23 protein-coding genes and 1 tRNA gene are annotated in these 22,439 nt (G+C 71.8%); 5 read left to right on the top strand and 19 right to left on the bottom strand.

Going from position 1 to position 22,439, the window contains the following annotated elements; genetic code table 11:
• Positions 1-97: 97 nt before the first annotated feature.
• The 4 genes from SAM23877_RS09240 to SAM23877_RS09250 form a co-directional block, all read right to left on the bottom strand.
• Positions 98-1,681: a TROVE domain-containing protein gene (locus SAM23877_RS09240; protein ID WP_053128820.1), complete on the bottom strand. Its 1,584-nt coding sequence runs from the start codon at positions 1,679-1,681 to the stop codon at positions 98-100.
• A gap of 355 nt (positions 1,682-2,036) precedes the next feature.
• A tRNA-OTHER gene (locus SAM23877_RS39635) sits at positions 2,037-2,165 on the bottom strand.
• Complete coding sequence (locus SAM23877_RS09245; RefSeq protein WP_053128822.1) at positions 2,158-3,624, bottom strand: PhoX family protein; 1,467 nt, start codon at positions 3,622-3,624, stop codon at positions 2,158-2,160. The genes SAM23877_RS39635 and SAM23877_RS09245 overlap by 8 nt, the downstream gene beginning before the upstream one ends.
• A 284-nt stretch (positions 3,625-3,908) precedes the next feature.
• Entirely contained in the window at positions 3,909-5,336 is a 1,428-nt protein-coding gene (locus SAM23877_RS09250) for a hypothetical protein (protein WP_053128825.1), read from the bottom strand.
• A 308-nt stretch (positions 5,337-5,644) separates the two neighbouring features.
• Between SAM23877_RS09250 and SAM23877_RS09255 the strand changes: the two genes are divergently transcribed.
• Complete coding sequence (locus tag SAM23877_RS09255) at positions 5,645-7,468, top strand: endonuclease/exonuclease/phosphatase family protein (RefSeq protein WP_053128827.1); 1,824 nt, start codon at positions 5,645-5,647, stop codon at positions 7,466-7,468.
• A gap of 20 nt (positions 7,469-7,488) precedes the next feature.
• Here the strand turns inward: SAM23877_RS09255 and SAM23877_RS09260 are convergent, their stop codons facing one another.
• From SAM23877_RS09260 to SAM23877_RS09270, 3 genes are all read right to left on the bottom strand, one after another.
• The gene (locus SAM23877_RS09260; protein ID WP_053128829.1) at positions 7,489-8,193 is read right to left on the bottom strand and encodes an antibiotic biosynthesis monooxygenase; all 705 of its coding nucleotides are present in this window, start codon (positions 8,191-8,193) and stop codon (positions 7,489-7,491) included.
• A 150-nt stretch (positions 8,194-8,343) separates the two neighbouring features.
• Positions 8,344-8,871 carry a DUF3618 domain-containing protein gene (locus tag SAM23877_RS09265; protein WP_053128831.1) on the bottom strand — a complete coding sequence of 176 codons (528 nt, stop codon included), beginning with the start codon at positions 8,869-8,871 and terminating at the stop codon, positions 8,344-8,346.
• Entirely contained in the window at positions 8,868-9,287 is a 420-nt protein-coding gene (locus tag SAM23877_RS09270; protein WP_053128833.1) for a phage holin family protein, read from the bottom strand. The genes SAM23877_RS09265 and SAM23877_RS09270 overlap by 4 nt, the downstream gene beginning before the upstream one ends.
• A gap of 154 nt (positions 9,288-9,441) precedes the next feature.
• Between SAM23877_RS09270 and dapA the strand changes: the two genes are divergently transcribed.
• The gene (gene dapA / locus SAM23877_RS09275; protein ID WP_053128835.1) at positions 9,442-10,365 is read left to right on the top strand and encodes a 4-hydroxy-tetrahydrodipicolinate synthase; all 924 of its coding nucleotides are present in this window, start codon (positions 9,442-9,444) and stop codon (positions 10,363-10,365) included.
• Here the strand turns inward: dapA and SAM23877_RS09280 are convergent.
• From SAM23877_RS09280 to SAM23877_RS09335, 12 genes are all read right to left on the bottom strand, one after another.
• Positions 10,350-10,580, bottom strand: a complete 231-nt coding sequence (locus SAM23877_RS09280) for a hypothetical protein (protein ID WP_053128842.1) — start codon at positions 10,578-10,580, stop codon at positions 10,350-10,352. The genes dapA and SAM23877_RS09280 overlap by 16 nt on opposite strands.
• A gap of 357 nt (positions 10,581-10,937) precedes the next feature.
• Positions 10,938-11,927: a 2,3,4,5-tetrahydropyridine-2,6-dicarboxylate N-succinyltransferase gene (gene dapD, locus SAM23877_RS09285; protein ID WP_053128845.1), complete on the bottom strand. Its 990-nt coding sequence runs from the start codon at positions 11,925-11,927 to the stop codon at positions 10,938-10,940.
• 95 nt (positions 11,928-12,022) lie between these two features.
• Positions 12,023-12,568 (bottom strand): TetR/AcrR family transcriptional regulator, encoded by a 546-nt coding sequence (locus SAM23877_RS09290; protein WP_053128847.1) that lies wholly within the window; start codon positions 12,566-12,568, stop codon positions 12,023-12,025.
• On the bottom strand, positions 12,568-12,888 hold the full coding sequence (locus tag SAM23877_RS09295; protein WP_053128849.1) for a DMT family transporter: 321 nt from the start codon (positions 12,886-12,888) through the stop codon (positions 12,568-12,570). Before SAM23877_RS09295 ends, SAM23877_RS09290 begins: the two co-directional genes overlap by 1 nt.
• 87 nt (positions 12,889-12,975) lie before the next feature.
• Positions 12,976-13,308, bottom strand: coding sequence for a metal-sulfur cluster assembly factor (locus SAM23877_RS09300; RefSeq protein WP_007448279.1), 333 nt, complete (start codon positions 13,306-13,308; stop codon positions 12,976-12,978).
• Positions 13,305-13,775: a Fe-S cluster assembly sulfur transfer protein SufU gene (gene sufU, locus SAM23877_RS09305; protein WP_053128850.1), complete on the bottom strand. Its 471-nt coding sequence runs from the start codon at positions 13,773-13,775 to the stop codon at positions 13,305-13,307. The genes SAM23877_RS09300 and sufU overlap by 4 nt, the downstream gene beginning before the upstream one ends.
• Positions 13,776-13,792: 17 nt before the next feature.
• Positions 13,793-15,049, bottom strand: a complete 1,257-nt coding sequence (locus SAM23877_RS09310) for a cysteine desulfurase (protein WP_053128852.1) — start codon at positions 15,047-15,049, stop codon at positions 13,793-13,795.
• The gene (gene sufC / locus SAM23877_RS09315) at positions 15,046-15,810 is read right to left on the bottom strand and encodes a Fe-S cluster assembly ATPase SufC (protein ID WP_053128855.1); all 765 of its coding nucleotides are present in this window, start codon (positions 15,808-15,810) and stop codon (positions 15,046-15,048) included. Before sufC ends, SAM23877_RS09310 begins: the two co-directional genes overlap by 4 nt.
• Positions 15,811-15,817: 7 nt before the next feature.
• Complete coding sequence (locus SAM23877_RS09320) at positions 15,818-16,135, bottom strand: non-heme iron oxygenase ferredoxin subunit (RefSeq protein ID WP_053128856.1); 318 nt, start codon at positions 16,133-16,135, stop codon at positions 15,818-15,820.
• A complete protein-coding gene (gene sufD, locus SAM23877_RS09325; protein WP_053128859.1) occupies positions 16,132-17,316 on the bottom strand; it encodes a Fe-S cluster assembly protein SufD in 1,185 nt (394 codons plus the stop codon). Before sufD ends, SAM23877_RS09320 begins: the two co-directional genes overlap by 4 nt.
• Before the next feature lie 58 nt (positions 17,317-17,374).
• Positions 17,375-18,796, bottom strand: a complete 1,422-nt coding sequence (gene sufB / locus SAM23877_RS09330) for a Fe-S cluster assembly protein SufB (RefSeq protein WP_003976894.1) — start codon at positions 18,794-18,796, stop codon at positions 17,375-17,377.
• The gene (locus tag SAM23877_RS09335; RefSeq protein ID WP_053128860.1) at positions 18,793-19,551 is read right to left on the bottom strand and encodes a helix-turn-helix transcriptional regulator; all 759 of its coding nucleotides are present in this window, start codon (positions 19,549-19,551) and stop codon (positions 18,793-18,795) included. Before SAM23877_RS09335 ends, sufB begins: the two co-directional genes overlap by 4 nt.
• Before the next feature lie 160 nt (positions 19,552-19,711).
• Here SAM23877_RS09335 and SAM23877_RS09340 point away from each other — a divergent pair, with 160 nt between their 5' ends.
• The 3 genes from SAM23877_RS09340 (at position 19,712) to SAM23877_RS09350 (ending at position 22,391) form a co-directional block, all read left to right on the top strand.
• Positions 19,712-20,500: an AAC(3) family N-acetyltransferase gene (locus SAM23877_RS09340; RefSeq protein ID WP_053128862.1), complete on the top strand. Its 789-nt coding sequence runs from the start codon at positions 19,712-19,714 to the stop codon at positions 20,498-20,500.
• Positions 20,501-20,697: 197 nt separating this feature from the next.
• Positions 20,698-21,621 carry an ABC transporter ATP-binding protein gene (locus tag SAM23877_RS09345; protein WP_079030106.1) on the top strand — a complete coding sequence of 308 codons (924 nt, stop codon included), beginning with the start codon at positions 20,698-20,700 and terminating at the stop codon, positions 21,619-21,621.
• Positions 21,618-22,391, top strand: coding sequence for an ABC transporter permease (locus tag SAM23877_RS09350; protein ID WP_053128866.1), 774 nt, complete (start codon positions 21,618-21,620; stop codon positions 22,389-22,391). The genes SAM23877_RS09345 and SAM23877_RS09350 overlap by 4 nt, the downstream gene beginning before the upstream one ends.
• Positions 22,392-22,439 lie beyond the last annotated feature (48 nt).

Genomic DNA, 22,439 nt, shown 5'->3' on the forward strand with positions numbered 1-22,439 from the left:
ACTCCCCGCCACCAGGCAACCTTCGGCGCACCCTACCGCGCGGCGCCCGCGGCCAGGGGCCCGCGGCCCCCGACGAGGGCGCGGGCCCGCGGCCGGCTCAGGCCGCCCAGGGCCAGTCGGCGTCCCGGGCCGCCTCCAGCAGGGGAACCATCCGGAAGGCGGCGTCCGAGAGCCCGCCGAAGGCGTGCCGGTTGTCCTTGCCGGACGGGCCGTGGCCCGCCCGGTACCCGGCGAGGTTCCAGGTGTAGACCGGGACGCGCTCCGGAACCTGCTCGGTCGGGTCGCCGTGCCGGTGGTACGCGTACTGCTCGTCGGTGACGATCAGCACCCGGTCGTGCTTGCGGTAGTGCCGCCGGACCGCCTCGGTCGTGTCGGTGCCGCCCAGGTCGCCGAAGCGCTCCAGGACCTTCAGCACCGACTCGCCCTTGCGGTACTCCACACGGTTGCTCGACGTACCGAACTCGACGAGGTCCGCGTCGGCCGCCCGCAGCGCGAGCGCCGTGCCGAAGACCGCCGCCGCGTCGGCCCGGTTGAGTTCCGAGCGGTCCGACAGCCGCGAGTAGAACATCGAGCCCGAGCGGTCCACGAGGACCAGCGTCCGGCCGGGCAGCGCGGGCACGTTGGCGAGCGAGTGGCCGAGCGCCTGCTCCAGCGGGTAGGACCAGCGCAGCGAGGGCGCGTGCCGGTACGCGGCGAGGTAGCGGAAGGGGAACTGCCGCGAGCGCGCCACCTGCTCCGGGTCGCTGATCCGCGCCGCCACCCGGGCCGCGACCTCGTCCGAGACGCCGGCCTCGTCGAAATTGCGCAGGTTGCGGGTCAGAGCCATCGCCCCCATGGACGGGATCACGGACTCCCAGGCCGCCTTGTCCATCGGCCCCTGGAGCCAGCCCGCCAGCATCTCCCAGGTGATGCCCGCCGCCGCGAGCCGTTCGGCGCCGTCGGGCGCGGTGACGACCGCCCGCCGCTGCTCGACGGGCAACGCCATCAGCTCGCGGTGCGCGGTCAGGACACCGTTCGAGGCGGGCGGCACCGCGCTGTCCGGGTGGTACCTGCGGTCGAGCGCGTACTGGAACAGTTCGCCCTGCCACGGCTTGTCCGGATCCGGCGCCGCGTGCACCAGGTTGAGGATGTCGCCGAAACGGTAGCCCTTGGCCGCGGAGTCGTACTTCAGGAGCGACCTGCCGTGGTAGAGCCGCCGCACGGCGTCGGCGATCCCCCGCTTGACCGGCTTGGGCACGGCACGGCCGTACGTCGCCGTCCAGTAGGCGAGCAGCTCGCCGGGCTCGTCGGGCCGCTGGAGGACGGAGGCGACGACCTGCCGGTTGGCGGGACCGTCGGTGGCGCCGGCGTCGAGGCGGGCCTTGACGTACTCGGCGGCTCCGACGATCGAGGCGGTGCGCAGGTTGCCCTCACCGCGCAGCCAGCCGAGCAGACCGGCCGTCCAGGACGGGTCGGCGACGGCGAGCTCGCGCACCAGCTCGGTGAAGCGGTCGTCGCGGGCCGCGCCGGTCTCGTAGAACGTCTGCTGGGACACGAAGTCGGTGACCGCCAGGAGGAAGAGTTCCGAGCGCGGGTCGCGCTCGCGGCCCCGGCCGCCCTCGTAGGTGCGCAGTACGCGGCCCGTCGACGTCACCCGCGAGGTGGGCCGCGCCTTCGCCGTCCTGGTGTTGAAACGCGCCATCGTGAATTCCCCCGAATTCCTTTCGGTGGAAGGCGCGCCAGAAGGAGGGTGCCCGAGGTCGGGATCGGCGGCGGAGAAAGTCGGACGTGTCTTCCGTTTTCACCACGTCGGCCCGGAGCCGACGACGGGATTCGAACCCGCACCCCTTTCGGGATCCGATCCAGAAGTATCCGCTGCCTGCGCACCGGGCACCACCGTCTGTAGCGCCTCCCGAGATCCATACGGCTGCGGCGTCTCTTTCGATGGCACGAAGTAGCCGCGGCCCACGCACCGGGAGGTGCATGACGTTCTGGTGTCCAGAGTTCAGGTCGGCGGAACCGACAAGGTGCTCTCACCCCTGAGCTACACCGGCGCGTGGTGCCGGTGACGGGACTCGAACCCGTGGCCGCCCCATTATCAGTGGAAGTAGGTCCTGCCTTCGCACCTGGACGTGCATCACTCTAAAAGGGCGGCCACCGCTCGGGCGAGCGAATTAACTACCGGCGCTTCTGCCGCTTCCACGGCCCGGTGATGGCGAGCATGATGCCCGGGTCCTGGATGTTGGCGTAAAGGGTCTTTCCGTCGGGCGAGAAGGTGACACCGGTGAATTCGCTGTACTCGGGCTCCTCCTCCGATCCGATGTTGAGGTCATTGCGCGCGATGGGGTACGTGCGGCCGCTGTCGGTGGCGCCGAACAGGTGCTGGACGCCGTCGCCGTCCTCGGCGATGACGAGGCCGCCGTACGGGGAGACGGTGATGTTGTCCGGGCCGTCGAAGGCGCCGTCGGCCGACGGGTCGGCATTGACGCCGAGGAGGACCTTCAGGGTGAGGGTGCGGCGCTTGGGGTCGTAGAACCAGACCTGGCCGTCGTGCGGGCGGCCGGGGCTCTCGTCACGGGCGTAGGAGGAGACGATGTACGCGCCGCCGTCCGCCCACCACATGCCCTCCAGTTTGCGGGCGCGGGTGACCTGTCCGGCGGTGAACTGCTTGCGGACGGAGGTGGTCCGCGCGTCGCGGTCGGGGACGTCGACCCAGTCCACGCCGTAGACCGTCCCGGTCCTCGTCGCGCGGGAGAGGTCGTCGACGAACTTGCCGCCGGAGTCGAAGCACTTGAAGGCCTGGAGGACCCCGGCGTCGTCGGCGAGGGTGCGCAGCCGGCCGCGGCCGTGCCGGAAGCCCTCCGGCGGCGCCCAGCGGTAGAAGAGGCCGTTGGGGCCGGAGGCGTCCTCGGTGAGGTAGAGGTGACCGCGCTTGGGGTCGACGACGACGGCCTCGTGGGCGTAGCGGCCCAGCGCCTTGATCGGCTTCGGGTCCCGGTTGGCGCGGCGGTCCTCGGGGTCGACCTCGAAGACGTAGCCGTGGTCCTTGGTCATCCCCTCCTCGCCGGCCTTGTCCTCGGTCTCCTCGCAGGTCAGCCAGGTGCCCCACGGGGTGCTGCCGCCCGCGCAGTTGGTGGCCGTGCCGGCGATGCCGACCCATTCGGCGACGTGTCCGCCGCGGCGGACCTCGACGACCGTGCAGCCGCCGGCGGCGGCCGGGTCGTAGACGAGGCCCTCGGTGAGCGGGACGGGGTGCGGCCAGTCGTCGCGGTGGCCGCCGAGTTCGTGGTTGTTGACGAGGAGGGTGGTGCCGCGCGGACCCTCGAAGGTGGCGGTGCCGTCGTGGTTGGAGGGGGTGTACTCGCCCGACTCCAGCCTGGTCCGGCCGCAGTAGGTGACGATCTCGTAGCGGAAGCCCTCGGGCAGGGCGAGGATGCCGTCCGGGTCGGGGACCAGCGGTCCGTAGCCGACGCCGTGGTCGTGGCCGTGTCCGCGGCCTGCTCCGTGCTCCTCCCCCGCGCGCTCGGTGTCGGTGGACGCGAGGGCGTTCGGGGCGGTGGCGAGGGCGCCGACGCTGCCCGCCAGCACGACCCCGGCGCCGGTGAGCGCGGATCGGCCGGCGAAGTCCCTGCGGGTGAGCGACATGGTGTCTCCTGTGACGGTGGACGTGCCGTGGAGGGTGGCGGACCTCGGGTTCGGCGTCACGGTCGCGCCCCCGCCTGAACGGGGAACCCGCCCGTGCCTGAACGAGAGTTGAACTGGGGGCGACCTCTCCCGGCGCCGTCCGCCGGAACGCGCGGGGGCGCCGGGCGACCGCCCCACCGCAGTGCACCGGTGCAGCCGCCCGGAGAGGACCCGCCGGGAGCGGGAGGCCCGCACGGTGCCGAGGTGCCCGCCCCGCGGGCGGCTCTCCGTCAGGACCCGCGTGGTCAGCCGCCGTGCTGGGAGCGTGCCTTGAAGGCGGCCTTGCGGGCCTCCTTGGCGATCTTCTTGTCGGGGTGCAGCCGCCCCATCGCCTCCAGGACGTCCGGCGTGGCCGGGTGGTCCACCCGCCAGACGGTGTCGAAGAAGCCGCTGTGCTGCCGCGCCAGACCCTCCACGAGGGCGCGCAGCTCCTCGGAGTTGCCCTCGGCCGCGAGCTGTGCGGCCACGGTGTCGATGGTCAGCCAGAAGACCATCTCCGGCGGCGGGGCCGGGACGTCCCGGGCGCCGTGCTCGGTCAGCCAGACCCGGGCCAGACCGCCCAGCTCGGCGTCGTCGAGGACCTCCCGCAGCGCGGGCTCCGCCTCGGTGCCGACCAGCGACAGGGCCTGCTGGCAGCGCAGACGGCGCAGGGGCGCGCCGGGGTCGGAGCCCCGTGCAGCCGCGAGCAGTTCACGGGCCGCGGTGAGCGGGCTGCGGCCGGCCAGCCACAGTTCGGTCTCGGCGTGCGCCGCGGCCGGCGGGAAGGAGGCCGTGCCGTCGAGCAGCGCGTCGGCGCCCTTGTCGGAGAGGTCGCCGACGGCGGGCGCGTCGAAGCCGGCCTCCAGGAGCCGGGTGCGCAGTCCGTACAGTCCGAGCGGGGTGAGCCGCACCATGCCGTAGCGGGCGACGTCGGTCTCGTCGACGGGTGCCGCGGGCTCCTCGTCCGCGTCGGCCATCAGCGCCTCGTCGACCGGCTGGTACGCCACGAGGCCGATGGGCTCCAGCAGCCGGAACCGGTCGTCCAGCCGCATCATCGCGTCGGACACCTGCTCCAGCACGTCGTTGGTGGGCTCACCCATGTCGCTGGGCACGATGACGGAGGCGGCCAGCGCGGGCAGCGGCACCGGTGTGTCGCCCGGGCCGTCCTCGCCGACGGCGAGCAGGTAGAGGTTGCCGAGCACACCGTCGAGGAACTCGGCCTCGGCCTCCGGGTCCCAGTCGAGGGACGACAGGTCGACCTCGCCGCCCTCGGCCATCGCGTCGACCAGGTCGTCGAGGTCGGGCACGCTCGCGTCGGCGAGCACCGCCTCCAGGGCGGTGAGCCACACCCCGAGCACGTCCTGCGGCGAGCCGCCGGTGAGCAGGGCGAGGTCCTCGCCCTGCGTGACGGTGCCCGCCTCCTCGTCGGTGATCTCGACGAGCCCGGTGTCCACGGCGGTCCGCCAGGCCTCGCTCACGTGGGCCGCGGCGTCGTCGCCGGTCAGTCCGAGCTCCTCGGCCGCCGCCGGCACCTGCTCCTCGACGAGCCCGCCCCCGGCGTCGACACGGGTGTCCGGGCCGGCCCAGCGGGCCAGCCGCGCAGCCCGGGCGAGCACCGGCGTGGACAGCGCGTCGCCCGCCAGCTCTGCTTCGGGACGCAGCCGTGCGGGCGGCAGGGTGGAGCTGTCTGACATCGCCTGTTTTCTCCTCGCGCGCCTGGGCGGCCGTGCGACCGCGCCTCGACGGCCGTACGGCCATCCGGGCGCCGTACGGCTCAGCCGCTCAGCCTAGACGGGTTTCCACCCATGCCGCCCGGTTCATCTCCCCGACGGGTGCGGTACATGGCCGAAACCTTGACAACCGGCTTTCCCAGGCAGGAGATTGACGCGCGTAGAAAGCGGGGGGACAAGTGTTCACTCAGGTCCACGTGCGCCCTGTGGCCCCTCGCGCCCCACGTCCCACCCTCGTCCCGGCGCTCTGTCACGTCCCCGGAGGGATCCCGTTGGCCAGCAAGTCCTCGGCGCGCCTCGCCGCGCTCACCGTCGCCGCCGTCTGCTCGGTGACGTCCACCGTCGTACTCACCTCGCCCGCGCACGCCGACTCCGTCCGCGTCCACGACATCCAGGGCAGCACCCGCCAGTCGCCGTACGCGGGCCGGCAGGTCACGGACGTGGCCGGAATCGTCACCGGCGTCCGCGGCTACGGCTCCAGAGGCTTCTGGATCCAGGATCCGCGGCCGGACGCCGACCCGGCCACCAGCGAGGGCGTCTTCGTCTTCACCAACTCCGTCCCGAAGGTCGCCGTCGGTGACGCGGTCACCGTCTCCGGCACCGTCACGGAGTACGTCCCCGGCGGCACGTCCTCCGGCAACCAGTCGCTGACCGAGATCACCCGCCCGACGTTCACCGTGGTCTCCAGCGGCAACGCGGTTCCGGCCGCGACGACCGTCTCCGCCCGGTCCGTACCGCGCGCGTACGCCCCCGAGGGCGACGAGGAAGCGGGCGGCTCGGTGGGCGGGCTGACCCTGCGGCCGGCGCGGTACGCGCTGGACCTGTACGAGTCCCTGGAGGGCATGAACGTCCGGGTCGCGGACGCCCGCGTGGTCGGCGCCTCCGACCCGTACACCGAGCTCTGGGTCACGGTGAAGCCGTGGGAGAACGCCAACCGCCGCGGCGGCACGGTCTACGGCTCCTACGACGCGCAGAACACCGGCCGGCTCCAGATCCAGTCCCTGGGCAAGCCGGCCGACTTCCCCGACGCCAACGTCGGCGACACCCTGGCCGGCACCACCGCGGGCCCGCTGGACTACAACCAGTACGGCGGCTACACGCTGGTCGCGAGTCAGCTCGGCTCCCTGGAGAGCGGGGGCCTGGAGCGCGAGTCCACGCGTGCGCAGAGCAGCCGCGAACTGGCGGTGGCGACGTACAACGTCGAGAACCTCGACCCGTCCGACGACACCTTCGCCGCACACGCCGAGGCGATCGTGCACCACCTGAAGTCGCCGGACATCGTGTCCCTGGAGGAGATCCAGGACGACAACGGCGCCACGGACGACGGCACGGTCACCGCCGGCGCGACGGTCGGCAAGCTGATCGACGCCATCGCCGCGGCCGGCGGCCCGCGCTACGAATGGCGCGGCATCGACCCGGTCGACAAGGCGGACGGCGGCGAGCCCGGCGGCAACATCCGCCAGGCGTTCCTGTTCAACCCGGAGCGCGTCTCCTTCACCGACCGGGGGGCCGGCGACGCGACCACCCCGACCGGGGTGACGAAGGTGCGCGGCAGGGCGGCGCTCACCCACTCCCCCGGCCGCGTCGACCCGGCGAACCCGGCCTGGGCGAACAGCCGCAAGCCGCTGGCCGGCGAGTTCGTCTTCCGCGGCCGGACGGTCGTGGTGGTCGCCAACCACTTCAACTCCAAGGGCGGCGACCAGGGGCTGACCTCCCAGTACCAGCCGCCGTCCCGCGGTTCGGAGACCCAGCGCCACCTCCAGGCGGCGGCCGTGAACACCTTCGTCAAGGAGGTCCTCGCCGTCCAGAAGAACGCGGACGTCATCGCCCTCGGCGACATCAACGACTTCGAGTTCTCGCGGACCACCCGCATCCTGGAGGACGGCGGCGCCCTGTGGTCGGCGGTCAAGTCGCTGCCGCGCGGTGAGCGTTACTCGTACGTGTACCAGGGCAACAGCCAGGTCCTGGACCAGATCCTGGTCAGCCCGTCCGTCCGGTGGGCCGGGCGGCTGTCGTACGACAGCGTGCACGTCAACGCCGAGTTCCACGACCAGGTCAGCGACCACGACCCGCAGGTACTGCGGTTCCGTCCCTGACCGGGCTTGCGGGGGCGGGTTCAGCGGGGCACGAGGCCGAGGGCGTGGTCGTAGCGTTCGACAGTGCTGCCCTTGAGGCCCGGCCAGTGCTGTACCCGCTCCCACCGCGCCGTCGGCGAGCCGACGCCCGTGCCCGGAGGGGCGAGGGCGTCGAGGTGGGCCTGGGCGCTCTCCCACTCCGCGTAGTTGAGGACGCGGGTGCCGTCGGTGCTGAGGTGGAAGTGGGCGGAGACACCACCGGGGTGCGGCCGCGGCTCGTTCTCCAGTGCCTCGACGACGGCGTCCACCCAGTCACGCTGACGCTGCGGGTCGGGGCTCTCGAACTCCACGTCGACGATGACGACGCAGCCCGGGGCGGCCGCGGTGCCCTCGTCCCGGACGAGGCTGCGGTACCGCCGGTACCGGCCGAGCCACAGCCGCTCGATGCCCGGCACGGCGGTGTCGATCTCGTCGACGCGTTCCTGCCGGTGCGTCTTCACGAAGGACTCGTACGCCCCCTCGCTCGCCCACTGCGAGTGGTGCAGCAGCGTGCTGCCGTCGTGGCCGGTGTAGACGTGATAGGCCATCAGATCCTCGGCGGGCCAGGGGCGGCTCTCCCAGGTGCGGGCGATGGCGTCCACGGTCTGCCGCTGCCGTTCGGGGGTGCGCACGCTCCAGGTGCTGAAGAAGGGTGCCCGGACGTCGGAACGGACGAGATCGGGGTGTGCGTCGGTACGGCGGGTCATGCCGGCCTCCGGTGATCGGTGGTCCTCGGATGCGGGTGCATCGGGTGCGCGCACCACCCTCCGGCCTCGACCAAGGTCGAGGTCAAGCGCCCTCCCTCCGCGGACGCGCGAGAGGGGCCTCCCGTCGGGAGGCCCCTCGTCGCGCCGCCCTCAGCAGGGCCCGTGGCGCCGGCGCCGCAGCACGCCCGCCGCGACCACCGCGCCCGCCGCCGCCGCGGCGACCAGCACCGCGCGGGGGTGCCTGCGCCCCGCCTCGACCGCACCGCGCGCCCGGCCCGGCACCCGTCGCTCCGCGGCGTGCCCGGCCTGACCCGCCTTGCCCTGCACGGCGTAGCCGGCCTGTCCGGCCTTCTCCTGTGCGGTGTGTCCGGCGCGGCTCGCCTTCTCCTGCGCCGAGTGACCGGCGCGGCTCGCCCTGTGCTGCACGGTGTGCCCGGCCTGCGCGGCGGAACTGCGCAGCTGAACGGTCATGGCACCGGCCTTGTCCCTGAGGTCGGCGGCCCGGGCCTTGGCACGGCCCTTCACGTCCGCCCTGCCCGCCAGCTCCTCCACGGTGTCGCCGAGTTCGCTGCGGGTCTGCTCGATCTGCCTTCGCAGCTCGTCGGGCCCCTTGGCCCCGCCGGTCGGCTGCGCGGTGGAACCGGCCCTGGTGCCGTCCCCGCTCGTCGCGTCGGTCATCGATGCGCCCTTTCCCTGATCACATCCACGTCGGTCCTGACGCTGCCGAGGGTCTCCTCGGGCTTGGGCGGTGCGGCGCGGCGGAGCTGGGCGCGGCCGGTCATGGCCAGCACGCCGGCGATCACGAAGAGCACCGCCGTCACGATGAGCGCCGCGGCCCAGACGGGCAGCACCAGCGAGAGCGCGGCGACACCCGTGCCGGCCAGGGCGATCAGGCCGACGTACGCGATGGCTCCCGCGGCGCCCAGCATGCCGCCGCCGCGCCCGACGCGCTTGCCCTTCTCGGCCAGCTCCATCTTGGCGAGGGCCACTTCCTGGCGCACGAGCCGGGAGAGCTGTTCGGTGGCCTGACCGACGAGTTCGCCCACGGAGTGGTGCTCGTCGTGCACTGGCCTGGTGTGCATGGTCCCGGTCACGGTCCCGCCTCCTCTCGGTTCGGAGCCACCCGGGTACCCCCGCCGCCCGGCGCTACCCCCTCGCTCTCGGACGCCCGACCGCGCAGCATTCCTTAGAGGTACCTCGTAGAAGAATTAAGTGGAGCTACACGATCAGGGCGCCGAGACTACTCCCATGACGACAGCCGACCGCCTGGCCCCTCCCCCCTTCGGCCGCGCCCTGTGCGCCATGGTCACGCCCTTCACCGAGGCGGGCGCCCTCGACCTCGACGGCGCCCAGCGGCTCGCCGACCGGCTGGTGGCGCGGGGTTGCGACGGACTGGTGCTGTCCGGCACCACGGGCGAGTCGCCGACCACCACGGACGCCGAGAAGGCGGCGCTGATCACGGCGGTGCGGGAGGCCGTCGGGGACCGGGCGGCGCTCGTCGCCGGGGTGGGCACGGCGGACACCCGGCACACCGTGGAGCTGGCGCGGGCCGCGGAGAAGGCGGGCGCGGACGGCCTGCTGGTGGTCGCGCCGTACTACAGCAGGCCCCCGCAGGACGCCCTGGAGGAACACTTCCGGGAGGTCGCGGACGCCTGCGGACTGCCGCTCGTGCTGTACGACATCCCGGGCCGCACCGGCACCCGCATCGAACCCGACACCCTCGTGCGCCTCGCCGGGCATCCACGGATCGTCGCCGTCAAGGACTGCTCCTACGACCTCCTCGGCACCCAGAGCGTCCTGTCCCGCACCGACCTGGCGTACTACGCCGGGTGCGACGAGCAGGTCCTCGCCCTGTACGCGGTCGGGGCGAGGGGGTACGTCAGCACGGTCGCGAACGTCGTACCGGAACTGTTCCGGGCCGTCCTCGACGCCTTCGACGCGGGGGACACGGGGCGGGCCGCCCTGCTCCAGCGGAGGGCGATCCCCCTCGTCGAGGCCGTCATGGCGGGGGGCCTGCCCGGGACGGTCACGGCCAAGGCCCTCCTCGGGGCGCTCGGCCTGCCCGCGGGGCCGGTCCGGGCTCCGCTGCGGCCCGCGGACCGGCCCACCGCCGACCGGCTCCTCGCTGCCTACGAGCAGCTGGTCGCCCGCACCGGTCAGCTCCAGGTGTAACCGTCCCCGAGCAGCAGCGTGTGTTCCAGCACGTCCTCCGCCGGGTCGTCGATCTGTCCCACGTTGACGTTGAGGAGGCCGACCCGGGGGCCGTTGTGCGAGCCCGTGGTGGTCTCGTCGGCGTGCGCGGCCCCCGCCGGGGCCCAGCACACCAGTACCGCAGCGCTCGCCCCGGCCAGCCAACGCGCCACGGTCCTCGCCCGCTCGTTCGTCATACCAGGCCCTCGTTTCGTCGGATCGGCTTCTGATCGGACCCTGCGTCCACCCGTTCATCCGCCGGGACCCCCGCGAGGACACGGGAGATCATCCGTACGTGCGGGGGGCGCTCGAAGCACGCGCCGCTTTTCCGCCTGCGGGACACCACCCCGGCCGTCTACGGTCGCGCGGTGAGCAGGTGAGCAGGTGAGCAGGTGAGCAGGTGAGCAGGTGAGCAGAAGACGTTATGTGGCCCGGGGCGTCCCGGGCGGTTACCGCATCCGGGGCAACCGGGGAAACGCTGAGCGCCCCCGCGGCGGGCCCGGCAGGGCACCGCCACGGGGGCGACTCGACCGTCACGGACCGGCTGCGGCCGGTCAGTTGTGGCTGTGCAGGATCTCGTTCAGGCCGCCCCACACCGCGTTGTTCGGGCGGGCCTCGACGGTGCCCGTGACCGAGTTGCGGCGGAAGAGGATGTTCGAGGCGCCGGAGAGCTCGCGGGCCTTGACGACCTGGCCGTCGGGCATCGTCACGCGGGTGCCCGCGGTGACGTAGAGGCCGGCCTCGACCACGCACTCGTCGCCGAGGGCGATGCCGACGCCCGCCTCGGCGCCGACCAGGCAGCGCTCGCCGATGACGATGCGGACGTTGCCGCCGCCGGAGAGGGTGCCCATGGTGGAGGCGCCGCCGCCGATGTCGGAGCCGTCGCCGACGACGACGCCGGCGGAGATGCGGCCCTCGACCATCGAGGTGCCGAGCGTGCCGGCGTTGAAGTTGACGAAGCCCTCGTGCATGACCGTGGTGCCCGCGGAGAGGTGCGCGCCGAGGCGGACGCGGTCCGCGTCGGCGATGCGGACGCCCTTGGGGGCCACGTAGTCCGTCATGCGCGGGAACTTGTCGACCGAGGTCACCTGGAGGTGCAGGCCCTCGGCACGGGCGTTGAGGCGGACCTTCTCCAGGTCGTCCACGGCGACCGGGCCGAGCGAGGTCCAGGCGACGTTGGCGAGGTGGGCGAAGATGCCGTCCAGGTTCTGGCCGTGCGGCTGGACCAGGCGGTGGGAGAGCAGGTGCAGACGCAGGTAGACGTCGTGCGTGTCGACCGGCTTCTCGTCCAGCGAGGAGATGACCGTGCGGACCGCGACCACCTCGACGCCGCGGCGGGCGTCCGGACCGACCGCGGCGGTCGCGCCGCCGCCGAGGAGCTCTGCGGCCTGTTCGGCGGTGAGGCGCTCGGTGCCGGACGGTCCGGGCTCGGCGGACAGTTCGGGCGCCGGGAACCAGGTGTCGAGAACGGTGCCGTCGGCGGCGATCGTGGCGAGGCCGGCGGCCACGGCGCCGGTGGTGCGGGGAGCAGTCGTGTCGGTCATGAGGGCAACCTAACCGGCAGCCGCCCGCCGAAGCGAGTCGGCCCCGTGGCCGTCTCGCGTGCCGGGCGCCGCGGGGCGTACGCCGCCGGTCACGGTCACCGGCCCGGAGGGATCACCCGTGCCAGGACCTCCCTCGCGTACGCCTCGTCGTACGGCGTGTCCGTCAGCAGGACCTGGAGGCAGATGCCGTCCAGCACGGCGACCAGGGCCCGCGCCGTGACGGGGTCCGTGCGGTCGGTGAGGAGGGCGCCGACGCCCTGCGCCCACTCGGCCGCGACCGGGCGCAGCGCGGGGCGGCGCAGGGCCGCCAGGTACAGCTCGTACTCCAGCTCCACGCCCGTGCGGTCGCCCGCCAGCCACTCGCCGAGGACCCGGGCGAGTTCTCCCGGCAGGTCGGCGTCGGGGTCGGACAGGGCCGGGTGCGCGGCGACCACCGCGGCGAAGCCCTCGCCTGCCTGGCGGAGGGCGGCGACGAGGAGTTCGTCGAGGGTGGCGAAGTGATAGGTCGTGGAGCCCAGCGGGACGTCCGCCTCGGCGGCCACGGAACGGTGGCTCAGGCCGGCGATGCCCTTGCGCCCCACCACCCGGATCGCCGCGTCGATGATCCGCCGGCGCCGCTCGGGGTCGTGGCGCCGGGTCATCAGTGCGCGCCGCCCAGGTTCAGCACGACCACCCCGACGATGATCAGCGCGATGCCGGCGGCCTTCACCGCGGTCATCCCCTCCCCCAGGAACACCACGCCGATGGCGGCGATGGCCGCCGTGCCGACGCCCGCCCAGATAGCGTACGCGGTGCCGACGGCGAGGGTCTTCAGGGTCTGGGCGAGCAGCGTGAAGGAGAGGACGTAGGCGAGCGCCGTCAGCAGTGAGGGGACGAGCCGGGTGAAGCCCTCGCTGTACTTCATGGCGGTGGTGCCGGCGACCTCGGCGGCGATGGCTCCGGCCAGGAGCAGGTATCCCATGTGTACGAGCGTACATAACGACACCGTCCGCGGACGCGAGAACGGCGGCACCCGAAAGGGTGCCGCCGTCGTCGTGAGGGTCGCGTCTCAGACGTTGAAGCCGAGCGCGCGCAGCTGCTCGCGGCCGTCGTCCGTGATCTTGTCCGGGCCCCACGGCGGCATCCAGACCCAGTTGATGCGCAGCTCGTTGACGAGGCCGTCCGTGGCGGACTTGGCCTGGTCCTCGATGACGTCCGTCAGCGGACAGGCCGCCGACGTCAGGGTCATGTCGATGGTCGCGATGTTGGCGTCGTCGATGTGGACGCCGTAGATCAGGCCCAGGTTGACGACGTCGATGCCCAGCTCGGGGTCCACGACGTCCAGCAGGGCTTCGCGGACCTCCTCCTCGGAGGCCGGCTTCATTTCCACGGTCTCACTCATGCCGTCGTCTCCTTCTCGGCGTCGGCGCCGTCCAGTGCCTGGGCCGTCGCGTCCTTCCAGGCCATCCAGCTCAGCAGGGCGCACTTGACCCGGGCCGGGTACTTCGAGACCCCGGCGAACGCGACCGCGTCCTCCAGGACCTCCTCCATCGCGTCGTCGGGCTCGATCCTGCCCTTGGACTGCATCAGCTCCAGGAAGGTCTCCTGAATCCGCTGCGCCTGGGCGAGGTCCTTGCCGACCAGCAGGTCGTTCAGCACGGAGGCGCTCGCCTGGCTGATCGAGCAGCCCTGGCCCTCGTACGACACGTCGCTGATCGTCGTGCCGTCGTACTTCACGCGCAGCGTGATCTCGTCGCCGCACGTCGGGTTGACGTGGTGGACCTCGGCGTCGCCCTCCCGCAAGCCCCGCCCGTGCGGGTTCTTGTAGTGGTCCAGGATGACTTCCTGGTACATGGAGTCCAGCTTCATGCTCTTCGCTCGTCCCGTCAGCCGAAGAAGTTCCGTACGTGCTCCAGACCGTCGACCAGTGCGTCGATCTCGGCCGGCGTGGAGTACAGATAGAACGACGCTCGCGTGGTCGCAGGAATTCCGTAGCGCAGGCACACGGGGCGGGCGCAGTGGTGACCGACCCGGACCGCGATGCCCTGCTCGTCGAGGACCTGGCCCACGTCGTGCGGGTGGATGTCGCCGAGCGTGAAGCTGATCGCCGCGCCGCGCTCCTCGGCCGTGGTGGGGCCGATGATGCGCAGGTCGGGGACTTCCGCGAACCGCTTCACCGCGTACTCGGTGAGGGCGTGCTCGTGGGCGAAGATCTTGTCCATGCCGATCGACTGCAGGTAGTCGATGGCCGCGCCCAGACCGACCGCCTGCGCGATCGGGGGCGTGCCCGCCTCGAACTTGTGCGGCGCCGGGGCGTACGTCGAGGAGTGCATCGAGACCGTCTCGATCATCTCGCCGCCGCCCAGGAAGGGCGGGAGGTCCTCCAGCAGCTCCTGGCGGCCCCACAGGACGCCGATGCCGGTCGGCCCGCACATCTTGTGGCCGGTGAAGGCCACGAAGTCGGCCTGGAGGGCCTGTACGTCCAGCGGCATGTGCGGTGCGGCCTGGGAGGCGTCGACGCAGACGAGCGCGCCGACCTCCTGGGCGCGGCGCACGATGGCCTCGACCGGGTTCTGGGTGCCCAGGATGTTGGAGACCAGCACGAAGGAGACGATCTTCGTCTTCTCGGTGATGACCTCCTCGATGTTCGAGAGGTCGAGGCGGCCGTCGTCGGTCAGGCCGAACCAGCGGAGCTTCGCACCGGTGCGCTGCGCGAGCAGCTGCCACGGCACGATGTTGGAGTGGTGCTCCATCTCCGTGATGACGATCTCGGTCTCGTGGTCCACGCGGTAGGGCTCGTCGGCCCAGCCCAGCATGTTGGCCACGAGGTTGAGGGACTCCGAGGCGTTCTTGGTGAAGATCACCTCGTCGCGCGAGGGCGCGTTGATGAACTCCGCGACCTTGTCGCGTGCGCCCTCGTACAGCGCCGTGGCCTCCTCGGCGAGGACGTGCACGCCACGGTGGACGTTGGCGTTGTAGCGCTCGTAGTACTCGCTGAGGGCGTCGATGACCTGACGCGGCTTCTGCGAGGTCGCCGCGTTGTCCAGGTAGACGAGCTTCCGGCCGTCGTGGATCTGGCGGTCCAGGATGGGGAAGTCCTTGCGGATCGCCTCGGTGTCGAGGAGGCCCGGCAGCTGTGTCACGCGGATACGCCACCCTTCGTGTATGCCTCGTAGCCCTCGGCCTCCAGCTTGTCGGCCAGCTCGGGGCCGCCCGACTCGGCGATGCGGCCGTTCGCGAAGACGTGGACGTGGTCGGGCTTGATGTAGCGCAGGATGCGCGTGTAGTGCGTGATCAGCAGGGTGCCGACCTCGCCGGTCTCGCGGACGCGGTTGACGCCCTCGGAGACGACGCGCAGGGCGTCGACGTCGAGGCCGGAGTCGGTCTCGTCGAGGATCGCGACCTTCGGCTTGAGCAGCTCCAGCTGCAGGATCTCGTGCCGCTTCTTCTCACCGCCGGAGAAGCCCTCGTTGACGTTGCGCTCGGCGAAGGCGGGGTCCATGTTGAGGCGCTCCATGGCCTCCTTGACCTCCTTCACCCAGGTGCGCAGCTTGGGGGCCTCGCCGCGGACGGCGGTGGCGGAGGTGCGCAGGAAGTTGGAGACCGAGACGCCGGGGACCTCGACCGGGTACTGCATGGCGAGGAAGAGGCCGGCGCGGGCGCGCTCGTCGACGGACATCTCCAGGACGTCCTCGCCGTCGAGGGTGACGGTGCCGCTGGTGATCGTGTACTTGGGGTGACCCGCGAGGGAGTAGGCGAGGGTCGACTTGCCGGAGCCGTTCGGGCCCATGATGGCGTGCGTCTCGCCCTGCTTCACGGTGAGGTCGACGCCCTTGAGGATCTCCTTCGTGGCGTTGTCGGCCTCGACGGTGACGTGCAGGTCTCGGATTTCAAGCGTTGCCATGGGTGCCTCAGGACTCCTGGGTGAGGGAGACGAGCACGTCGTCCCCTTCGATCTTTACGGGGTAAACGGGGACGGGGCGCGTCGCCGGAAGACTGTCGGGCTTGCCGGACCGGAGGTCGAAGCGCGAGCCGTGCAGCCAGCACTCGATGTGGCAGTCGTCGACCTCGCCCTCGGCGAGCGAGACGTTCGCGTGCGAGCAGATGTCGTTGATCGCGAACACCTCGCCCTCGGTCCGCACGACGGAGATCGGCGTGCCGTCGAGTTCCACCCGCTTCGGGGTGTCCTCCTCCAGCTCGTCCGCTCCACAGACGCGTACGAACGTCATGCGACCGACGCCTCCAGCTCCTCCGCGATCTTGGCGAGCAGACGCTCCTCGATGTCCGGGACACCGATCTGCTGGACCAGCTCGGCGAAGAAGCCGTGGACCACCAGGCGGCGGGCGTCGAGCTCGGGGATGCCGCGCGCCATCAGGTAGAAGAGCTGCTCGTCGTCGAAGCGACCGGTCGCGGAGGCGTGGCCGGCGCCGACGATCTCGCCGGTCTCGATCTCCAGGTTCGGCACCGAGTCGACCCGCGCGCCGTCCGTGAGGACGAGGTTGCGGTTCATCTCGTAGGTGTCGGTGCCCTCGGCCGCGGCCTCGATGAGCACGTCGCCGATCCAGACGGCGTGCGCGTCGTCGCCCTGGAGCGCGCCCTTGTAGACGACGTTGGACTTGCAGTGCGGGACGTTGTGGTCGACCAGGAGGCGGTGCTCCTGGTGCTGGCCCCGGTCGGTGAAGTACAGGCCGAACAGTTCGGCCTCGCCGCCGGGACCGGCGTAGGCGACCCGGGGGTGCAGCCGCACCAGGTCGCCGCCGAAGGTGACCACGAACGACTTGAAGGTCGCGTCCCGGCCGATCAGCGCGTTGTGCTGGCCGACGTGCACGGCCTTGTCGTCCCAGTCCTGGACGGAGACGACGGTCAGCTTGGCACCGTCGCCCAGGACGTAGTCGACGTTGGCGGCGAGGACCGCGTCACCGGTGTGGTCGATGACGACCACGGCCTCGGCGAAGGCACCCAGCTCGACGACCTGGTGGGCGTAGGCGGTGCCGCCCTGGCCGTGCACGACGATGCGGATCGGCTCGGTGAGGACCGTCTCCTTGGGGACGGTGATCACGCCGGCCTTCTCGAACGCCGAGTAGGCCTGGGCGGCGACCCGGTCCACGGGGGTCCCGGCCCGGCCGATGCGCGCGTCCTCGCGGCCGACGGTCTCGACGACGACGCCCTCGGGCGCGTCGATGTCGACCTTCACGCCGTCGCCGGTGGCGACGGCGGTGCCGTCGTGCAGCCCGCGCAGCCGCTCCAGCGGGGTGAACCGCCACTCCTCCTCGCGGCCGTGCGGGACCGGGAAGTCCGCCACGTCGAAGGACGCGGGCGCGCTCATGCGCGTGGCGACGGTCGACTCGGCGGCCACCGCGATCTGGCCCGCGGTGGTGGACCCCACGGGGATGTTCTGAGCCTCAGCCATGGCTGTCGGTCTGCTCTCTTCCTACGTCAGATATCTGGCGACTGCTTCGGGGCGGGTCTTAACCGACCGCGCCTTCCATCTGCAGCTCGATCAGCCGGTTCAGCTCCAGGGCGTACTCCATCGGCAGCTCCTTGGCGATCGGCTCGACGAAGCCGCGCACGATCATCGCCATCGCCTCGAACTCGCTCAGACCGCGGCTCATCAGGTAGAAGAGCTGGTCCTCGGAGACCTTGGAGACGGTCGCCTCGTGGCCCATGGACACGTCGTCCTCGCGGACGTCCACGTACGGGTACGTGTCGGAGCGCGAGATCGTGTCGACGAGGAGCGCGTCGCACAGCACGTTCGACTTGGAGCCGTGGGCGCCCTCACCGATCTCCACGAGACCGCGGTAGGACGTACGGCCGCCGCCGCGCGCCACGGACTTGGAGACGATGTTGGAGGAGGTGTTCGGCGCCATGTGGACCATCTTGGAGCCGGCGTCCTGGTGCTGGCCCTCGCCCGCGAAGGCGATGGAGAGGGTCTCGCCCTTGGCGTGCTCGCCCATCAGGTAGACGGCCGGGTACTTCATCGTCACCTTGGAGCCGATGTTGCCGTCGATCCACTCCATGGTCGCGCCCTCGTACGCCACGGCGCGCTTGGTGACCAGGTTGTAGACGTTGTTCGACCAGTTCTGGATGGTCGTGTAGCGGCAGCGGGCGTTCTTCTTGACGATGATCTCGACGACCGCGGAGTGCAGCGAGTCCGACTTGTAGATCGGGGCGGTGCAGCCCTCGACGTAGTGCACGTAGGCACCCTCGTCGACGATGATCAGGGTCCGCTCGAACTGGCCCATGTTCTCCGTGTTGATACGGAAGTAGGCCTGGAGCGGGATCTCGACGTGCACGCCCTTCGGCACGTAGATGAAGGAGCCGCCGGACCACACCGCGCTGTTCAGCGAGGCGAACTTGTTGTCACCGACGGGGATGACGGTCCCGAAGTACTCCTTGAAGAGCTCCGGGTGCTCCTTCAGCGCGGTGTCGGTGTCCAGGAAGATGACGCCCTGCTCCTCCAGGTCCTCGCGGATCTGGTGGTAGACGACCTCGGACTCGTACTGCGCCGCGACACCGGCGACGAGGCGCTGCTTCTCCGCCTCGGGGATGCCGAGCTTGTCGTACGTGTTCTTGATGTCCTCGGGCAGGTCCTCCCAGGACTCCGCCTGCTTCTCCGTGGAGCGCACGAAGTACTTGATGTTGTCGAAGTCGATGCCCGACAGGTCCGAGCCCCAGTTCGGCATGGGCTTCTTCTCGAAGAGGCGCAGGCCCTTGAGACGGAGCTTGGTCATCCACTCCGGCTCGTTCTTCTTCGCGGAGATGTCGCGGACGACGTCCTCGTTGATGCCGCGCTTGGCAGAGGCGCCGGCCGTGTCGGAGTCGGCCCAGCCGTATTCGTACTTGCCCAGGCCCTCGAGCTCAGGGTGAGCAGTCTCCGTGGGGAGAGTCATGCGGGGTTCCTCCCGGCCGTGCTTGCAGATGCGTTAGCGGTGTTCGTGGGCGCTTGCGCCGCGGGCGGCGCGTGCGAAGTCTTCGGAATGAACGTGGTGCAGACCCCGTCGCCGTGCGCGATGGTCGCGAGCCGCTGTACATGCGTACCGAGCAGCTCGGCGAAAAATTCCGTCTCCGCCTCGCACAGCTGCGGGAACTGCTCGGCGACATGGGCGACCGGGCAGTGGTGCTGGCACAGCTGCTCGCCCTGCTGGGGGTGGGGCGCGCTCCGCGCGGTAGCAGCGTACCCGTCCGCGCTCAGGGCCTTGGCCAGCGCTTCCGTGCGCCGGCCGGGGGCGGCCGACTCGACCGCCTTGCGGTACGCGCCGGCCTGACCGGCGATCCGGGCCCGGGCGAAGGCGGCGATCGCCTGCTCCCCGCCCTCCTGCTCGGCGATCCAGCGCAGGGCGTCGGCGGCCAGCTTGTCGTACGACTGGTCGAAGGCGTCCCGGCCGCAGTCGGTCAGCGCGAAGACCTTGGCGGGCCGCCCGCGCGTGCGCGTGCCGTAGACCCGCTGTTCCCGGGCTTCGACCACGTCGTCGGCGACCAGCGCGTCGAGATGGCGCCGGACGGCCGCCTGGGTCAGGCCCAGGCGCCCGGCGAGCTCGGCGACGGTCGACGGCCCGTGGTCCAGGATGGAGCGCGCGACGCGGTTGCGGGTGGACCGCTCACCGGTCGCGAGTTCCTCCTGCGGAGCCTCGCCAACGTTTTTCACAACGCCATTGTTGCGTAATTCCTTCGAGGCGGGCAACCCACGTCCGGATCATCGGACGGTGCCCTGCGTCACTTAGGTATACCTAATCTGACCTGCGGAAACGATCTTTGATCGATCAATCCGGTGGCGTCCCGGACCGGTCTGCGGGACACTCCGCGACATGCCCACACCCCCTCCCACCGGCCCACTCGTCACCCGGGGCACGATCGCCGCCGGGCTGCGCGAGATGGGTGTGCGGACCGACGACACCCTCCTCGTGCACTCCTCCCTCAGCTCCCTCGGATGGGTCTGCGGCGGGCCCGTCGCGGTGGTCCAGGGACTGCTCGACGCGCTCGCACCGGACGGCACGCTGGTCGTCCCCACACAGACCGGCGACCTCTCGGACCCCGCCCTGTGGAAGAGCCCGCCGGTGCCCGAGGAGTGGTGGGACACCGTCCGTCGGGCGATGCCCCCCTACGATCCCCTGGTCACGCCCTCGCGGGGCGTCGGGGTGATCCCCGAGACCGTGCGGACCTGGCCGGGCGCCCGGCGCAGCGCGCATCCGCAGACGTCGTTCGCGGCCGTCGGCCCGCGCGCCGCCGAAGTGGTGGCCGGGCACGCGACCGACTGCCGGCTCGGCGAGCGCAGTCCGCTGGCGACCCTGGAGCGGCTGGGCGCCCGGGTGCTGCTGATGGGCGCCGGCTACGAGGCGTGCACCGCCTTCCATCTCGCCGAGTACCGGATTCCCTCCCCGGTGGTGGAGGTGGGGCGGCCGGGCCCGGTGGGCTGGGAGCGGGTGACCGAGGTGTCGATCACCTCGGAGCGGTTCGACGAACTGGGGCACGACTTCGAACGGGACCGGCCGGTGGGGCGCGGGCGGATCGGCGCCGCCGTCGCCCGGTTGTTCCCGCTGGCCGACGCGGTCGCGTACGCACAGCGCTGGCTGCCGGTCCACCGACCTCGCGAGTAGGCGCCGCGCGGCGCACCGGCCTCGCGAGAAGGCGCCACGCGGTGCACCGCCCTCGCGTGCACCCGCTCCACGACCACCCGCGCGCCATCGTGCGCCCCCGCGCGAGCCCCGCCGGGCAGTGCCCCGCCCTCCCCCTCCGGAGGACATCCCGCACCCCCGCGCCCGTACCCCCGGTCGCCTACCTAGACTCGTGACCCATGCGAAGCGAGCCCGTGGTCCAGGTCCAGGCCCTGGTGAAGCGGTACGGCACGAAGACCGCGGTGGACGGCCTCGACCTGGCGGCCAGGGCGGGTGTCACCGCCGTGCTCGGCCCCAACGGGGCGGGCAAGACGACCACGGTCGAGACCTGCGAGGGATACCGGAAGCCGGACTCCGGCACCGTGCGCGTCCTGGGTCTCGACCCGGTGCGGCAGGGCCCCGAGCTGCGGCCCCGGATCGGCGTGATGCTCCAGTCCGGCGGCGTCTACTCCGGCGCCCGCGCCGACGAGATGCTGCGCCACGTCGCGAAGCTGCACGCCCACCCGCTGGACGTCGACGCGCTGATCGAGCGGCTCGGCCTCGGCTCGTGCGGCCGGACCGCGTACCGCAGGCTCTCCGGGGGCCAGCAGCAGCGCCTCGCCCTCGCGATGGCCGTGGTCGGCCGGCCGGAGCTGGTCTTCCTGGACGAGCCGACGGCCGGCCTGGACCCGCAGGCCCGCCGCGCCACCTGGGACCTCGTCCGGGACCTGCGCGGCGACGGCGTCGCGGTGATCCTCACCACGCACCACATGGACGAGGCCGAGCAGCTCGCCGACGACGTCGCCATCATCGACGCCGGCCGGGTCGTCGCGCAGGGCTCCCCCGAGGAGCTGTGCCGCGGCGGCGCCGAGAACACCCTGCGGTTCTCCGGCCGGCCCGGACTGGACGTCGCCTCGCTGCTCAAGGCGCTGCCCGCGGACTCCACGGCGGCCGAGCTGACCCCGGGCTCCTACCGCGTCAACGGCAAGATCGACCCGCAGCTGCTGGCGACGGTGACCTCCTGGTGCGCCCAGCACGGGGTGATGCCGGACCGGATCTCGGTGGAGCGGCACACCCTGGAGGACGTCTTCCTGGAACTGACCGGCAAGGAACTGCGCTCATGACGACCACCACCGGCACCTACACGCCGAAGCCCGGCGGCGCGCCGCTCGGCCGCATGATCGCCGCGCAGGCCGTGCTGGAGACCAGGATGCTGCTGCGCAACGGCGAGCAGCTGCTGCTGACGGTGGTCATCCCGACGCTGCTGCTCGTGCTGTTCAGCTCCGTGGACATCATCGACACCGGCGCCGGAGAGGCCGTCGACTTCCTCGCCCCCGGCGTCCTGGCCCTCGCCGTGCTGTCGACGGCGTTCACCGGGCAGGCCATCGCCACCGGCTTCGAACGCCGGTACGGGGTGCTGAAGCGGCTGGCCGCCTCACCGCTGCCGCGCTGGGGTCTGATGACCGCAAAGACGGTGTCCGTCCTGGTCACCGAGGTGCTCCAGATCGTCCTGCTCACCGTGATCGCCTTCGCGCTGGGCTGGTCGCCGCACGGCAACCCGTTCGCCGTGCTGCTGCTCCTGGTCCTCGGCACGGCCGCCTTCTCGGGGCTCGGGCTGCTCATGGCGGGCACGCTGAAGGCCGAGGCGACGCTGGCCGCGGCCAACCTGGTCTTCCTGCTGCTGCTCGTGGGCGGCGGTGTGATCGTGCCGCTGGACAAGTTCCCGCAGGCGGCGCAGAGCGTGCTCGGACTGCTGCCGATCTCCGCCCTGTCGGACGGGCTGCGGGACGTGCTCCAGCACGGGGCCGGGATGCCGTGGGGCGACCTCGGGATCCTCGCGGTGTGGGCGGTCGCCGGCCTCGCGGCGGCCGGGAAGTTCTTCCGCTGGGAGTAGGACGACGCCCGATGGACGACCCTCGTGAAAGCGTGCACAAGCGGGCGC

Source organism: Streptomyces ambofaciens ATCC 23877, assembly GCF_001267885.1.
GTDB classification, from domain to species: domain Bacteria; phylum Actinomycetota; class Actinomycetes; order Streptomycetales; family Streptomycetaceae; genus Streptomyces; species Streptomyces ambofaciens.

Coding starts and splice junctions, on each gene's coding strand:
- sufD (WP_053128859.1), bottom strand. CDS start 17,316: ATGGCTGAGGCTCAGAACATCCCCGTGGGGTCCACCACCGCGGGCCAG.
- sufU (WP_053128850.1), bottom strand. CDS start 13,775: ATGAAGCTGGACTCCATGTACCAGGAAGTCATCCTGGACCACTACAAG.
- SAM23877_RS09350 (WP_053128866.1), top strand. CDS start 21,618: ATGACGACCACCACCGGCACCTACACGCCGAAGCCCGGCGGCGCGCCG.
- sufB (WP_003976894.1), bottom strand. CDS start 18,796: ATGACTCTCCCCACGGAGACTGCTCACCCTGAGCTCGAGGGCCTGGGC.
- SAM23877_RS09340 (WP_053128862.1), top strand. CDS start 19,712: ATGCCCACACCCCCTCCCACCGGCCCACTCGTCACCCGGGGCACGATC.
- SAM23877_RS09320 (WP_053128856.1), bottom strand. CDS start 16,135: ATGACGTTCGTACGCGTCTGTGGAGCGGACGAGCTGGAGGAGGACACC.
- SAM23877_RS09260 (WP_053128829.1), bottom strand. CDS start 8,193: ATGACCCGCCGTACCGACGCACACCCCGATCTCGTCCGTTCCGACGTC.
- sufC (WP_053128855.1), bottom strand. CDS start 15,810: ATGGCAACGCTTGAAATCCGAGACCTGCACGTCACCGTCGAGGCCGAC.
- SAM23877_RS09280 (WP_053128842.1), bottom strand. CDS start 10,580: ATGACGAACGAGCGGGCGAGGACCGTGGCGCGTTGGCTGGCCGGGGCG.
- SAM23877_RS09245 (WP_053128822.1), bottom strand. CDS start 3,624: ATGTCGCTCACCCGCAGGGACTTCGCCGGCCGATCCGCGCTCACCGGC.
- SAM23877_RS09345 (WP_079030106.1), top strand. CDS start 20,698: ATGCGAAGCGAGCCCGTGGTCCAGGTCCAGGCCCTGGTGAAGCGGTAC.
- SAM23877_RS09290 (WP_053128847.1), bottom strand. CDS start 12,568: ATGACCCGGCGCCACGACCCCGAGCGGCGCCGGCGGATCATCGACGCG.
- SAM23877_RS09250 (WP_053128825.1), bottom strand. CDS start 5,336: ATGTCAGACAGCTCCACCCTGCCGCCCGCACGGCTGCGTCCCGAAGCA.
- SAM23877_RS09295 (WP_053128849.1), bottom strand. CDS start 12,888: ATGGGATACCTGCTCCTGGCCGGAGCCATCGCCGCCGAGGTCGCCGGC.
- SAM23877_RS09300 (WP_007448279.1), bottom strand. CDS start 13,308: ATGAGTGAGACCGTGGAAATGAAGCCGGCCTCCGAGGAGGAGGTCCGC.
- dapA (WP_053128835.1), top strand. CDS start 9,442: ATGACGACAGCCGACCGCCTGGCCCCTCCCCCCTTCGGCCGCGCCCTG.
- SAM23877_RS09240 (WP_053128820.1), bottom strand. CDS start 1,681: ATGGCGCGTTTCAACACCAGGACGGCGAAGGCGCGGCCCACCTCGCGG.
- dapD (WP_053128845.1), bottom strand. CDS start 11,927: ATGACCGACACGACTGCTCCCCGCACCACCGGCGCCGTGGCCGCCGGC.
- SAM23877_RS09265 (WP_053128831.1), bottom strand. CDS start 8,871: ATGACCGACGCGACGAGCGGGGACGGCACCAGGGCCGGTTCCACCGCG.